Annotated in this window: 14 protein-coding genes; 12 read left to right on the top strand and 2 right to left on the bottom strand. The window is 68.6% G+C overall.

Translation table 11 applies throughout. The annotated features are described in order from the left end of the window. Positions 1-6 precede the first annotated feature (6 nt). From gap to HCC78_RS08595, 10 genes are all read left to right on the top strand, one after another. A complete protein-coding gene (gap, locus tag HCC78_RS08640; RefSeq protein WP_172328354.1) occupies positions 7-1008 on the top strand; it encodes a type I glyceraldehyde-3-phosphate dehydrogenase in 1002 nt (333 codons plus the stop codon). Then, complete coding sequence (pgk, locus tag HCC78_RS08635) at positions 1008-2216, top strand: phosphoglycerate kinase (RefSeq protein ID WP_172328353.1); 1209 nt, start codon at positions 1008-1010, stop codon at positions 2214-2216. Before gap ends, pgk begins: the two co-directional genes overlap by 1 nt. 13 nt (positions 2217-2229) lie before the next feature. Next, a complete protein-coding gene (gene fba / locus HCC78_RS08630; RefSeq protein ID WP_172328352.1) occupies positions 2230-3309 on the top strand; it encodes a class II fructose-bisphosphate aldolase in 1080 nt (359 codons plus the stop codon). A 31-nt stretch (positions 3310-3340) separates the two neighbouring features. Beyond that, the gene (locus HCC78_RS08625; protein ID WP_216671077.1) at positions 3341-4798 is read left to right on the top strand and encodes a form I ribulose bisphosphate carboxylase large subunit; all 1458 of its coding nucleotides are present in this window, start codon (positions 3341-3343) and stop codon (positions 4796-4798) included. An 80-nt stretch (positions 4799-4878) separates the two neighbouring features. Next, positions 4879-5298 carry a ribulose bisphosphate carboxylase small subunit gene (locus tag HCC78_RS08620; RefSeq protein WP_172328350.1) on the top strand — a complete coding sequence of 140 codons (420 nt, stop codon included), beginning with the start codon at positions 4879-4881 and terminating at the stop codon, positions 5296-5298. A gap of 171 nt (positions 5299-5469) precedes the next feature. Then, positions 5470-6411, top strand: a complete 942-nt coding sequence (gene cbbX / locus HCC78_RS08615; RefSeq protein WP_172328349.1) for a CbbX protein — start codon at positions 5470-5472, stop codon at positions 6409-6411. A gap of 10 nt (positions 6412-6421) precedes the next feature. After that, positions 6422-7117, top strand: a complete 696-nt coding sequence (gene rpe / locus HCC78_RS08610; protein ID WP_172328348.1) for a ribulose-phosphate 3-epimerase — start codon at positions 6422-6424, stop codon at positions 7115-7117. A gap of 3 nt (positions 7118-7120) precedes the next feature. Beyond that, on the top strand, positions 7121-7678 hold the full coding sequence (locus HCC78_RS08605; RefSeq protein WP_172328347.1) for a thioredoxin family protein: 558 nt from the start codon (positions 7121-7123) through the stop codon (positions 7676-7678). Then, positions 7675-8334 carry a phosphoglycolate phosphatase gene (gph, locus tag HCC78_RS08600; RefSeq protein ID WP_172328346.1) on the top strand — a complete coding sequence of 220 codons (660 nt, stop codon included), beginning with the start codon at positions 7675-7677 and terminating at the stop codon, positions 8332-8334. Before HCC78_RS08605 ends, gph begins: the two co-directional genes overlap by 4 nt. Next, positions 8334-9011, top strand: coding sequence for an HAD-IA family hydrolase (locus HCC78_RS08595; protein ID WP_172328345.1), 678 nt, complete (start codon positions 8334-8336; stop codon positions 9009-9011). The genes gph and HCC78_RS08595 overlap by 1 nt, the downstream gene beginning before the upstream one ends. A 2015-nt stretch (positions 9012-11026) precedes the next feature. Here HCC78_RS08595 and HCC78_RS08585 read toward each other — a convergent pair. Continuing rightward, positions 11027-11398 carry a hypothetical protein gene (locus HCC78_RS08585; protein WP_172328344.1) on the bottom strand — a complete coding sequence of 124 codons (372 nt, stop codon included), beginning with the start codon at positions 11396-11398 and terminating at the stop codon, positions 11027-11029. 100 nt (positions 11399-11498) lie between these two features. Between HCC78_RS08585 and HCC78_RS08580 the strand changes: the two genes are divergently transcribed. Next, positions 11499-11786, top strand: coding sequence for a DUF4177 domain-containing protein (locus HCC78_RS08580; protein WP_253949106.1), 288 nt, complete (start codon positions 11499-11501; stop codon positions 11784-11786). A gap of 23 nt (positions 11787-11809) precedes the next feature. On the opposite strand, the gene HCC78_RS08575 is transcribed toward HCC78_RS08580, so the two are convergent. After that, the gene (locus HCC78_RS08575; protein WP_172328343.1) at positions 11810-12067 is read right to left on the bottom strand and encodes a BolA family transcriptional regulator; all 258 of its coding nucleotides are present in this window, start codon (positions 12065-12067) and stop codon (positions 11810-11812) included. Between the two features lie 101 nt (positions 12068-12168). Here HCC78_RS08575 and HCC78_RS08570 point away from each other — a divergent pair, with 101 nt between their 5' ends. Beyond that, positions 12169-12801, top strand: a complete 633-nt coding sequence (locus tag HCC78_RS08570) for a DnaJ domain-containing protein (protein WP_172328342.1) — start codon at positions 12169-12171, stop codon at positions 12799-12801. Positions 12802-12902 lie beyond the last annotated feature (101 nt).

Here is a 12902-nt window from a genome sequence, read left to right as displayed (position 1 = left end):
GAGACCATGACAACCAAGGTTGCCATCAACGGCTTCGGACGGATCGGCCGCAACGTGCTGCGCGCCATCGCTGAAAGCGCCCGCAACGACATCGAGGTCGTGGCGATCAACGATCTCGGCCCCGTCGAGACCAACGCGCATCTGCTGCAGTTCGACTCGATCCACGGCCGCTTCCCCCGCGAGGTGACGGTCAGCGGCAATGCCATCGACATCGGCCACGGGCCGATCGAGGTCACCGCCGAGCGCGATCCGGCGAAGCTGCCCTGGACGGGAGTCGACGTGGCGCTGGAATGCACCGGCATCTTCACCGACCGCGACAAGGCCGCGCTTCACCTGGAGAACGGCTCGAAGCGCGTGCTGGTCTCTGCCCCGGCCAACGGCGCGGACAAGACCATCGTCTTCGGCGTGAACCATGAAAGCCTGACCAGCGGCGACCTGGTGGTCTCGAACGCCTCCTGCACCACGAACTGCCTGTCGCCCGTGGCCAAGGCGCTGCACGCGGCGGTGGGCATCAAGCGCGGCTTCATGACGACGATCCACAGCTATACCGGCGACCAGCCGACGCTGGACACGATGCACAAGGATCTGTACCGCGCCCGCGCCGCGGCGATGTCGATGATCCCGACCTCCACCGGGGCGGCGCGGGCCGTGGGGCTGGTGCTGCCGGAGCTGAACGGCAAGCTCGACGGCGTGGCGATCCGCGTGCCGACCCCGAATGTCTCGGTCGTGGATCTGGTCTTCGAGGCCGCGCGCGACACCACGGTCGACGAGATCAACGAGGCCATCCGTGCCGCCGCCACCGGACCGCTCCAGGGCATCCTCGGCTTCACCGAGAAGGCCAATGTCTCGATGGATTTCAACCATGACAGCCGGTCCTCGGTCTTCCACATGGACCAGACCAAGGTGATGGACGGCAACATGGTCCGCATCCTCAGCTGGTACGACAACGAGTGGGGCTTCTCGAACCGGATGGCCGATACCGCCGTCGCGATGGGGAGGCTGATCTGATGGCGGTCCCCTCCATCATGGATGCCGATGTCCGCGGGCGCCGGGTGCTGGTGCGCGCCGACCTAAACGTGCCGGTCGAAGACGGGCGCATCACCGATGCCACCCGCATCGACCGCTTTGCCGCCGGCATGCGCCCCCTGCTGGAGCGCGGCGCGCGGCTGGTGATCCTGACCCATTTCGGCCGGCCTTCCGCCACCGAGCGCAACCCCGACTTCTCCGTCGACAAGCTGCGCCCGGCCCTGTCGAAGGCGCTCGGCGTGCCGGTGAGATTCTCCGATGTCTGCGCCGACGACAGCGCGGTGATCCTGAGCCGGTCCCTGAAGGACGGCGAGGCGCTGCTGTGCGAGAACCTGCGCTACAACGCGGGCGAGACGGCGGACGATCCCGGCTTCGCCGCGGAGCTGGCGCGGCTCGGGGACATCTACGTGAATGACGCTTTCTCCTGCGCCCACCGGGCGCATGCGTCGACGCACGCATTGGCGGGCCTCCTCCCCGCCTTTGCAGGGCCGCTCCTGATCGAGGAACTCGATGCGCTCTCTGCCTCCCTTGACGCGCCGGAGCGGCCCGCCTGTGCCATTGTCGGAGGCTCCAAGGTCTCCTCCAAGATCGCCGTGCTGAAGAACCTGGTGGCGCGGCTCGACCACGTGATCATCGGCGGTGGAATGGCCAACACCTTCCTCTTCGCCCGGGGCGCGCCGATGGGCCGGTCGCTGCACGAGCCGGGCGAAGTGGAGACGGTGCGCGAGATCGAGGCGCTGGCCAAGGGCCATGGCTGCCGGATCCACCTGCCCATAGACGTGGTGGTGGCGCGCGAGTTCCGAGCCTTCGCCCCGGCCGACACGGTGGCAGCCGGGGCCTGCCCCGTCGACGCGATGATCCTCGATGCCGGGCCGCAATCGGTCGCCGCCTTCGCAGGGGTGCTTGAGGGCTGCCGGACGATCCTGTGGAACGGCCCGCTCGGCGCCTTCGAGATGGCGCCCTTCGACCTCGCCACGATGCGCCTCGCCCAGCGCGCGGCGGAACTGACCCGGGACAGCCGGGCGGTGACCGTGGCGGGCGGCGGCGACACCGTCGCGGCGCTGAACGCGGCCAGGGCCGCGAACGCATTCACCTATGTCTCCACAGCCGGAGGCGCCTTCCTCGAATGGCTGGAAGGCAAGGACCTGCCCGGGATCGCGGCGCTGAAGACCGCGGACCGGGCTGCATGAGGGAGGACCCCAAATGGCACTTGTCACTCTAAGGCAACTTCTGGATCACGCCGCCGAGCACGGGTACGGCGTCCCGGCCTTCAACATCAACAACATGGAACAGGGCCTGGCGATCATGGCCGCGGCCGCCGCCTGCGAGGCGCCGGTGATCCTGCAGGCCAGCCGCGGCGCGCGCAGCTATGCCGGCGACGTGATGCTGCGCCACATGGTAACGGCGCTGGCCGAGATGAACCCGGACATTCCGGTGGTCCTCCACCAGGATCACGGCAACAACGACGCGACCTGCCTTTCGGCCATCCGCCACGGCTTCACCTCGGTGATGATGGACGGTTCGCTGGAGGAGGACATGAAGACGCCTGCGAGCTACGGCTACAATGTCGAGATCACCCGGCGGGTGACGGTTGCGGCCCATGCGGTCGGCGCCTCCGTGGAGGGCGAGCTGGGCGTGCTGGGCTCGCTGGAAACCGGCGAGGCGGGCGAGGAAGACGGGTCGGGCGCGGTCGGCAAGCTCAGCCATGACCAGCTGCTGACCGATCCGGACCAGGCGGTGGAATTCGTCATGGCGACCCGCTGCGACGCGCTGGCGATTGCCTGCGGCACCAGCCACGGCGCCTACAAGTTCACCCGCAAGCCCGATGGCGAGATCCTCGCCATGTCCACCATCGCCGCGATCCACGCCAAGCTGCCCGACACGCATCTGGTGATGCACGGCAGCAGCTCCGTCCCGCAGGAGCTGCAGGACCTGATCAACGCCAATGGCGGCGAGATGCCCCAGACCTACGGCGTGCCGGTGGAGGAGATCGAGCGCGGCATCCGCATGGGCGTGCGCAAGGTGAACATCGACACCGACTGCCGGATGGCGATGACCGGGCAGTTCCGGAAAGTGGCCAGGGAGAAGCCCGCCGAGTTCGACCCGCGCAAGTTCATGATCCCGGCGATGAAGGAGCTGGAAAGCTTGTGCCGCGACCGGTTCGAGCGCTTCGGCACCGCCGGGCATGCAAGGAAGATCAAGCCCGTCTCGATGGACGAGATGGCCAAGCGATACGCAAGCGGGGCGCTGGACCCCCGCATCACCGCCCAGAAAGCAGCCTGAATTCCAAGGGAGGAAACCCGAGATGAACGACATGACCCCCCAGACCGTGACCGACGCGAAGAAGCGCTATTCGGCCGGCGTCATGAAATACGCCCAGATGGGCTATTGGGAGCCGGACTACACGCCGAAGGATACCGACGTGATCGCGCTCTTCCGGATCTCGCCGCAGGACGGGGTGGACGAGATCGAGGCCGCCGCGGCCGTGGCGGGCGAAAGCTCCACCGCGACCTGGACCGTGGTCTGGACCGACCGGCTGACCAATTGCGACAAGTACCGCGCCAAGGCCTACCGCGTGGACCCCGTGCCGAACGCGCCGGGCGAGTTCTTCGCCTATATCGCCTATGACCTCGACCTGTTCGAGCCGGGTTCCATCGCCAACCTGACCGCGTCGATCATCGGCAACGTCTTCGGCTTCAAGCCGCTGAAAGCACTGCGGCTCGAGGACATGCGCCTGCCGGTCGCCTATGTGAAGACCTTCCAGGGGCCTGCCACCGGCATCGTGGTGGAGCGCGAAAGGCTCAACTGCTACGGCCGTCCGCTCTTGGGCGCCACGGTCAAGCCTAAGCTCGGGCTTTCGGGCCGCAACTACGGCCGGGTGGTCTACGAGGCGCTGAAGGGCGGGCTCGACTTCACCAAGGATGACGAGAACATCAACTCGCAGCCCTTCATGCATTGGCGCGACCGCTTCCTCTACTGCATGGAAGCCGTCAACCGCGCCTCGGCGGCCACCGGCGAGGTCAAGGGCACCTACCTGAACGTCACCGCCGGCACGATGGAGGAGATGTACGCCCGCGCCGAATTCGCGAAATCCCTGGGCAGCTGCATCATCATGATCGACCTGGTGATCGGCTACACCGCGATCCAGTCGATGGCGAAATGGGCGCGGGACAACGACATGATCCTGCACCTGCACCGCGCGGGCCATTCCACCTATACCCGCCAGCGCAGCCATGGCGTCAGCTTCCGCGTCATCGCCAAGTGGATGCGCCTGGCCGGGGTCGACCACCTGCATGCGGGCACGGTCGTGGGCAAGCTCGAGGGCGATCCGGCCACCACCAAGGGGTACTACGACATCTTCCGCGAGGAACATAACCCGATGGCGCTGGAGAACGGCATCTTCTTCGACCAGGACTGGGCCAGCCTCAACAAGATGATGCCGGTCGCCTCGGGCGGCATCCATGCGGGCCAGATGCATCAGCTGCTGACCTATCTGGGCGAGGATGTCGTCCTGCAGTTCGGCGGCGGCACGATCGGCCATCCCCACGGCATCGCGGCCGGCGCCACGGCGAACCGGGTGGCGCTGGAGGCGATGGTCTATGCCCGCAATGCCGGGCGCGACATCTGGAACGAAGGCCCGGACATCCTGAAGGATGCCTCGCGCACCTGCACGCCGCTGAAGCAGGCGCTCGACACCTGGAAGGACGTGACCTTCAACTACGCCTCCACCGATGCGCCGGACTTCGCGCCGACCCCCGAGGTCTCGGCCTGATCCCTGCACCGGGGGGAGAGAGGCCTCTCTCCCCCGCTCCCCCTCACTCGCGCCAGCGACACGACCCCAGGAGAATTCCCATGCGCCTCACCCAGGGCACCTTCAGCTTCCTGCCTGATTTCACCGACGAGGACATCCGCCTCCAGGCCCAGTACGCCATCGACAAGGGCTGGGCGGTCTCGGTCGAATGGACCGACGATCCGCATCCCCGCAACACCTACTGGGAGATGTGGGGACACCCGATGTTCGACAACCCCGACGCCGCCGCGGTGGTCTTCGAGGTGAACGAATGCCGTAAGGAGCATGGCGCGAAATACATCCGCGTCATCGCCTTCGACGCCAGCCCGGGCTGGGAGTCGATCCGCATGTCCTTCATCGTCAACCGCCCCAAGGAGGAGCCGGGCTTCCGCCTCGTCCGCCAGGAGGGCGAGGGACGCAGCGTGCGCTACACGATCCAGAGCTATTCGGCAGACCGCCCCGAGGGCGCGCGCTACGCCTGACCGCTTGCGCCGGGGCGGGTTCCCGCCCGCGGCAGCCGTCCGTCCTCCAGTCCCAGTGGCGGCTGCCGGTCCGGTTCCCCCTCATGCTCCCGGGAACCGGCCCCCGTCCCAAGGACCGCAGCCCCAGCGGCTGCGGTCCCCATCCCCCCGAGACCCTGCGAGGCAGACCCGATGACCGAGACCGCCGAAGAGACCGCCCCCCGCCCCGAGACCGTCGACCTGGCCCGCGCCTTCGAGGAGAGCGGCACCCGCGAGGTGCTGCGCGAGCTCGACGAAGAGATGATCGGCCTCGCCCCGGTGAAATCCCGCATCCGCGAGACCGCCGCGCTCCTGCTGGTCGACCAGGCGCGCCGCCAGATGGGGCTGGCCACCGAGACGCCGACGCTGCACATGTCCTTCACCGGCAATCCCGGCACCGGCAAGACCACGGTCGCGCTGAAGATGGCGAGCCTGCTGCACCGGCTGGGCTATGTCCGCAAGGGCCACCTGGTCACCGTCACCCGCGACGACCTGGTCGGCCAGTATATCGGCCATACCGCCCCCAAGACCAAGGAAGTGCTGAAGAAGGCGATGGGCGGGGTGCTGTTCATCGACGAGGCCTACTATCTCTACCGGCCAGAGAACGAGCGCGACTACGGCCAGGAGGCGATCGAGATCCTGCTTCAGGTGATGGAGAACAACCGCGACGACCTGGTGGTGATCCTCGCCGGCTATGCCGACCGGATGGACCGGTTCTTCGAGAGCAATCCCGGCTTCCGTTCGCGCATCGCGCACCATATCGAGTTCCCGGACTACACGGACGGGGAGCTGCTGCAGATCTCGGAGATCATGCTGGCCGAGCAGAACTACGCCTTCGCGCCCGAGGCACGCGCCGCAATGGCCGACTATATCGGGCTGCGCCGCCACCAGCCGCATTTCGCCAATGCCCGCTCGATCCGCAACGCGCTCGACCGCGCGCGGCTGCGCCAGGCCAACCGGCTGTTCGCCGAGGCCAAGGGCCCGCTGGATGCCGAGGAGCTGAGCACCATCACCGAAACCGACCTGCGCGCCAGCCGGGTGTTCCGCGGCGGGCTCGGCACCGACCGGGCGCGCGTGGCCCAGGCGGCGGAATGAGGAGAGAGCCATGAGCATCGACCGCAGCATCAAGATCGCCCCCTCCATCCTGTCGGCGGATTTTGCCAATTTCGGGGCGGAGATCCGGGCCATCGAGGACCAGGGCGCCGACTGGGTCCATGTCGACGTGATGGACGGGCATTTCGTCCCCAACCTGACCTTCGGCCCTCCGGCGGTGAAGGCCTTCCGTCCGCATGTGAAGACGGTGATGGATGTCCACCTGATGATCTCGCCGGTGGATGCCTATATCGACGCCTATGCCGAAGCCGGGGCGGATGTCCTGACCGCGCATATCGAGGCCGGGCCGCATCCGCACCGCACGCTTCAGGCGATCCGGGCCGCGGGCATGAAGGCCGGTCTCGCGCTGAATCCCGGCACGCCCGCGGAGGCGGCGGAGCATCTGCTGGATCTCTGCGACCTCGTCTGCGTGATGACGGTCAATCCGGGCTTCGGCGGGCAGAAATTCATCGACATGACCGCCAAGGTCCGGCGCCTGCGCGCGATGATCGGCGACCGCCCGGTGCATGTCGAGATCGACGGCGGGGTCGATCCCGCCACCGCGCCGATGCTGGCCGGGGCCGGGGCGGACGTCCTGGTCGCGGGCTCGGCCGTGTTCCGCGGCGGCTCCGTCGCGCAGCCGGAGGTCTATGGCCGCAACATCGCTGCGATCCGCGCGGCGGCAACCGCGGCACGGGCGGCGGCCTGAGCCATGGCGGTCGAGACCCCCGTCTGCGAGTTCGGCTGGCGCCCGCCGCATTTCACCCTGCCCGGCACCGACGGACAGCGGCACACGCTGGGCAGCATCGCGGGCGAGCGCGGCACGCTGGCGATGTTCATCTGCAACCATTGTCCCTACGTGCTGGCCGTTCTGGACCGCATCCTGCGCGACGCGCGCGACCTGCAGGCGATGGGCATCGGCGTGGCGGCGATCTGCTCGAACGACGCGGGGGCCTATCCCGCCGACAGCTTCCCGAAGATGCAGGAAATGGCCGCGCGGCACGGCTTCCCCTTCCCCTACCTGCACGATGCCGGCCAGTCGGTGGCGCGCTCCTGGGGCGCCGCCTGCACGCCGGATTTCTTCGGCTTCGATGCCGGGCTGGGGCTGCAATACCGCGGGCGGCTCGACGCCTCGCGCAAGGAGGCCGCGCCGGTGGGCACGCGGCGCGACCTCTACGAGGCAATGCGGCAGGTCGCGGAAACCGGGCATGGACCAGAGGCGCAGATCCCGTCGATGGGCTGCTCGATCAAATGGAGGGAACCGGCATGACCCCGATCGTCTTCGATCTCGACGGCACGCTGATCGACAGCGCGCCGGACATCCACGCCGCCGCGGCGAAGATGCAGGAGGAGGCCGGGCTGGAACCGCTGGACCTCGGCCGCATCCGCAGCTTCATCGGCAACGGCGTTCCGGCGCTGGTGGAGCGCGTGATGGAGGCGCATGCCCTGCCGCGCGATCCCGGCCGCCACGGCGCGCTGACCGAACGCTTCCTCGCGCATTACGATGCCGCCCCCGCCGAGCTGACCCGGCCCTATCCGCATGTCCCGGACATGCTGGATGCGCTGGCGGCGGCAGGCCATCCTCTCGGGCTCTGCACCAACAAGCCGGCCGGGCCATCGCGCGCCATCCTCGCGGCGCTCGGGCTGGAACGTTTCTTCGCCGCGGTGATCGGCGGCGACAGCCTGCCCCTGCGCAAGCCCGACCCGATGCCGCTCTGCGCCGCCTTCGCCGCGCTCGGCGGGCGCGGGCTCTATGTGGGCGACAGCGAGGTCGATGCCGCCACCGCCGAGGCCGCCGGAATTCCCTTCCTGCTCTTCACCGGCGGCTACCGCAAGACGCCGGTCGGGCAGCTGCGCCACGAGGCGGCATTCGGCGATTTCTCCGCCCTGCCCGGGCTGGTGCACAGCCTGCGGAAGGCCGCCTGATGCTGCGTGCGCTGATATTCGATGTCGACGGCACGCTGGCGGAAACCGAGGAGGCCCACCGCCGCGCCTTCAACGAGACCTTCGCGGAGGCCGGGCTGAGCTGGCACTGGCGCACCGACGACTACCGGCGGCTGCTGAAGATCACCGGCGGCAAGGAACGGATGCGGGCCTGGCGCGACGGCATCGGTTCGGGCCCGGACGACGCGGGGATCGCGGAGCTGCACCGGCAGAAGACCCGCCGCTACGGACGAATCGTGGCGCAGGGCGGCGTGCCCCTGCGGCCGGGCGTGGCGGGGCTGCTGAGCGACGCGCGCGGGGCCGGGCTGCGGCTGGCCGTCGCCACCACGACCAACCGGCCCAATGTCGACGTGCTGATCCGGGCCGCCACCGGCCGCGCCGCCGCCGACATCTTCGAGGTCATCGCCGCCGGGGACGACGTCGCGGCGAAGAAGCCCGCTCCCGATGTCTATCTGGCGGCGCTGGAGCGGCTCGGGCTCCGCGCGGAGGACGCGCTGGCCTTCGAGGACAGCCGCAACGGGGTACTCTCGGCCCGGGCCGCCGGGCTGGAGGTGGTGGTGACGCCCTCCGCCTATACCGCCGGGGAGGATTTCTCGGGGGCGGCCAGCGTGCTGCCGGATCTGCAGGACTGGTTCGGCCGCCTGCGCCTTGCCTCCTGATCCCGGACCGCAGCGCGACCGCCGTCGGACGTTGCATCCGCCGGACATGTCACCGGTCCGTCCGGTGACATTCCATCCGATCACGCATCTCGTCGTCCGGCAGCTCCGTCGGCATGTCGGCATTCTCCGTCCGACAACTCAATCGGGACCGCAGGCACGCCGGTAGTGCCGGACATCCCCAGATCGCAACGCACCCGAGCGATGCCTGGGACCGGCCGGGAGTCGCAGATGCTTCGATGGCGGCGGGGCCTGCTGCGCCATGTGCCCGGCACTTTCGGCGCGGCACCTTGCTGCCGGCCTCGATTGCGTCCGCGGAGCAAGGCTTCGAACGAGATGCCGAACGCCCGGACACTCCATCTCGCTCCTCTGCGCCAACGCCCGTCGGGTTGCCAGTCCCCGGTCCCGACCTGTCCAGCTTCGTCCTGCAGCGCCTTGCATCCGTGCCCGCCGTCCCCGTTGCGGGGAGGTTTTCGGGTTCTGCCTCCAGGCGGGCTCGCCTCGGCGCGCCGTGTGCCGTCTCAGCAGCGCCCGCGCGATCCTTGCGATCCTGGGAAGGCTGCCGCAGTAGCCCTCAGTTTCTTCCCCCCGGGCATTCGCGCCAGCCCCCCCTGCAGCGCCGGCGTCCTGCCTGCCGATCCGATCACGGCGGATGCAGCCGTCGCCTTGCTTCCCGCGACCCGACCGCCTTTGCCGCCCGCAGCTGCCGTTGGCGCTCGGCCCCAGTCCGGTCCGGGCCGCGACCTGCCGCCCGTATCGGCAGACTCCGAGGCGCGGGACCGCCGCGGCGATGGCGCCGGCCGTGACCGGACCTGTGACGGCCGCCGATGTCCTGCGCGATCGGCTTGAGCTGATCTGCGGGGCCGCGCAGCGAACGGGCGCGGGCCTCGGACCATGATTCCGCAGCGGCCAGTTCCTCGACCTTGGCCTTCAAGACCGCCACGTGCCTGAAGCCTTTCCGCGCGAGGCCAAGGTCCGCCAGATGCGGCCGGAGCGCATTGGTCGGCCTCTTGCGCATGCGAACAGGAAGGTCCCGCACCTGGTGCTGCTTGCCCCCGCTGCCCGGCCATCTTGATCCCGTCAAGGCGCGTTCAGCCCCTCCGGACCATTCCCAGTGGGGCAATCCGCAGAGTCCGATGCGGTTGAACGCGGTCACGTTGCCGCCACCTTCATTGCCCCGTTGTCTGCGGTGTCGGACTATCCTCGCCTGATGCAGGACATATCGTGGGGTCGCATACCCGGCAGCGCCGAACTCCCGTACCCCATGACGGGCCGAGCCGCAGGCTCCATGCCCACCGTGCACGGGGGATGGCCACGGAAGCGTGTCCTGACAGCGGCACGTCGAAGCGAAGGGCGGAAACCGGTCTGTGCATCATCGCCAATGCCGAGAACCGGAAACACGCTCTTCGTGATGCCCAGGCCAGCTACCGATGCAGCATCCGTTGTGTGGCTCCTCCGGAACGCATTGGCCGCACGGAGCAGCCGCGACGCGACCCCGCCCAGCCCAGCCCGAAGCATCGCTCTACGGGACGCCTCCGGATTGAAGGCAATGCACCGCATCGGCATCGACAAACTGGCTGAGCGGGTCAAATCCCGTCCCGTTCCACGGCACGCCTAACCGCGACGCGGCCGCGGCGTTTCAGGCAGCACCGCCGCTCCGCCGGCCTGCCACACTGCCCGGGGACTGGCATCGCGCGCAAGTTGGCCCATCGACGGCCATCTGCCTTGGTTGGACAGCCTGCGCACGGGAGTTCCAGTCATCCGACGAAAGCGACTGCGCCGCCATGATGGCTGTCCGCGGCTTCCGCTGCGAGAAGGCCATGATCCGGCCAGCGCGACAGCCCCCAAGATGGGAGGACGGTTAAGCTCCGCGCGGCCCGCGGCCGCCGGAGAAAGAGCAGGTGCGCCCCGCCCTGCAGGCGTCCGACGCAGCCGGCGCCAAGGAGCCGGATGGCTGGACAAGCCCGCCCCGCCCGCATCGCGAAGCCGAGGCACGCGCCGGAGCTTCGGCCGCGCACTCAGCCGGGCAGCACCGGGATCAGCCGGATCTCGCCTTCCTTGGCGGCCACCCAGTAGCAGGAGGCCGTGGGACCGGAGAGCGACGGCGTCAGGCTCTGGCAGTAGCGCCCGTCATCGGTGAACACCCAGACGCCGCGGAAGGGTTCCCCGACATAGAGGCCCGAGAGGGTCCCGTCCTCCATCACCCGCGCGCGGTAGCCGTCGCCCGAAAGCTGTTCGCCCACCACCACCTGCTGGAAGCGGCGGCCGTCGCGCACCAGCTCGTAGCCTGCATTGTCGAGCCCGGCCATGGTCAGCGGGTCGGGCGCCGGCAGATCCGCCGAGCAGGCGCCGAGGCAGAGGCAGAGCAGGATCAGTTCGAAACGGGACATGGGCAGGAGCTAAGCGTCACAGTGTTTCTCCAAGGTTAACGTGGGACTTTGACGGGACGGCTTCCAGCAGGTAACGCGGAGCGTGATCGGAGGGTCCCTGATGAGCTACGAATACCAAGTCATTCCCGCGCCCGAGCGCGGCCGCAAGGCCAGGGGCGCGAAGACGCCCGATGCGCGCTATGCCGCCGCGCTGGCCGAGGTGCTGAACGCGCAATCCGCCGAGGGCTGGGAATTCCAGCGTGCCGAGGTGCTGCCCAGCCAGGAAAAGCAGGGCCTCACCGGCAGCCGCACGGTCTATGTCAATGTGCTGGTCTTCCGCCGTCCCGCGTCCGGCGGAAGTCCCTCCGCCCTGCCTGCTGCCGCCGCGGAGGTGCCCGGCGAGGACTGACCGCCCCCCGGCCCGCGCCGCGCTCAGACCCGGATCTCGAGCGCGAGCGCATGGATCGCGCCCATGATGTCCTTGCCCAGCGCCTTGTGGATCGCGCGCTCGCGCCCGATGCGCGACATCTCGCCGAAGGCGGGCGCGGCGATCGCGACGCGGAAATGGCTTTCTTCCGAACCGTCATGGCCCGCATGGCCCGCATGCAGGTGGCTTTCGTTCAGCACCGACAGCTCGGACGGCTGGAACGCCTCTTCCAGGCGGTCGCGAATCTGCTCTGCAATACCCATTTTTTGCTCCGGCCCCTCTTCCTCTCGGCGAATTAAACGCTAAACTTCCCGCCTGTTTCGAATTGCTACCGTGCTGTGGTCCTAAAGAAAAGGTGACTCTGATGGCCAAGGAAGATCCCTTCGGGTTCGACATGTCCGTATCTTCCGCCAAGAAGAAGCGTGGCCGGGGCCGCCGCGGCATGTCCGGCGCCTTCGACACCTCGCAGCGCGCCTGCGAGCATCCCGGCTGCGAGGAAGCCGGAAAGTACCGCGCGCCGAAGAGCCCGGACCAGCTCGACGACTATTTCTGGTTCTGCAAGGACCATGTCCGCGAATACAACCTGAAGTGGAATTTCTTCAACGGCACCACCGAAGAGGAAATGAACGAGCAGATCGACAAGGACAAGGTCTGGGGCCGCGAGACCAAGCCGTTCCGCAAGACCGTCGAGGAACGCGCCTGGGCGCGGCTCGGCATCGACGACGCGCACCAGGTGCTGGGAGAGAACGCGACGCGCAACCCCGGCAAGGGCGATCCGTCCTCTGGCACCCGCCGCCTGCCGCCGACGGAGCGGCGGGCGCTGGAGATCCTCGAGGCCAAGGACACCTGGACCAAGGTGGAGATCCGCAAGCAGTACAAGTCGCTGATCAAGGTGCTGCACCCGGACATGAACGGCGGCGACCGCTCCGACGAGGAGCGCCTGCAGGAAGTCGTCTGGGCCTGGGACCAGATCAAGGAAAGCCGCAGCTTCCGCTGAGGCCGCGCGCCCGCACGGGCCGCCCGCCCCCTCTCGAATGGATGCGCCCCCTTCCCCGGCAGCCAAGCCTGCCACGGGAAGGCCGGGGCGCAATTTCGTTC

This window comes from Mangrovicoccus sp. HB161399, from assembly GCF_013184745.1.
Lineage (GTDB): Bacteria > Pseudomonadota > Alphaproteobacteria > Rhodobacterales > Rhodobacteraceae > Mangrovicoccus.
Note: the sequence above shows the minus strand (reverse complement) of the source record. Positions and strands in the feature narration are given on the sequence as shown.